The sequence below is a fragment of the Pseudoalteromonas sp. CR1 genome, from assembly GCF_019392235.1.
GTDB lineage: Bacteria > Pseudomonadota > Gammaproteobacteria > Enterobacterales > Alteromonadaceae > Pseudoalteromonas.
On sequence record NZ_JAHXRM010000260.1, the window covers coordinates 1 to 270 of the forward strand.

A 270-nucleotide genomic window follows, 5' to 3' on the forward strand; every position below is an offset into this window, starting at 1 on the left:
CCCAAGGCGGTACCTCGTAAGTGCTCAAGTCGCCCGTTGATAGCTTCTGTTGGACCGTTGCTGGTTCCTGGCCGGTCGAAGTAGGCAAGGATGCTCTCAGCGTATTTTTTCAGCGTTTCCCCCAAGCCTTTCACCTCGATGAGCGCTTTGGGCAAGTCGCTGGCTGTAATGATATTTATGACCTCTTCCATGAGTTTTTTACCACGTTTTCGATCCGGCTCGTTGTAGGCGCTGACCACCCGTTGGTACATGCTCCAGGTGCAATCCACT

Annotated in this window: 1 protein-coding gene; it reads right to left on the bottom strand. The window is 53.0% G+C overall.

Annotated features, from left to right (window positions below):
* Positions 1-270 (bottom strand): transposase (locus KZZ04_RS19345; RefSeq protein WP_219423891.1); only part of this gene is annotated, 270 nt, incomplete at both ends.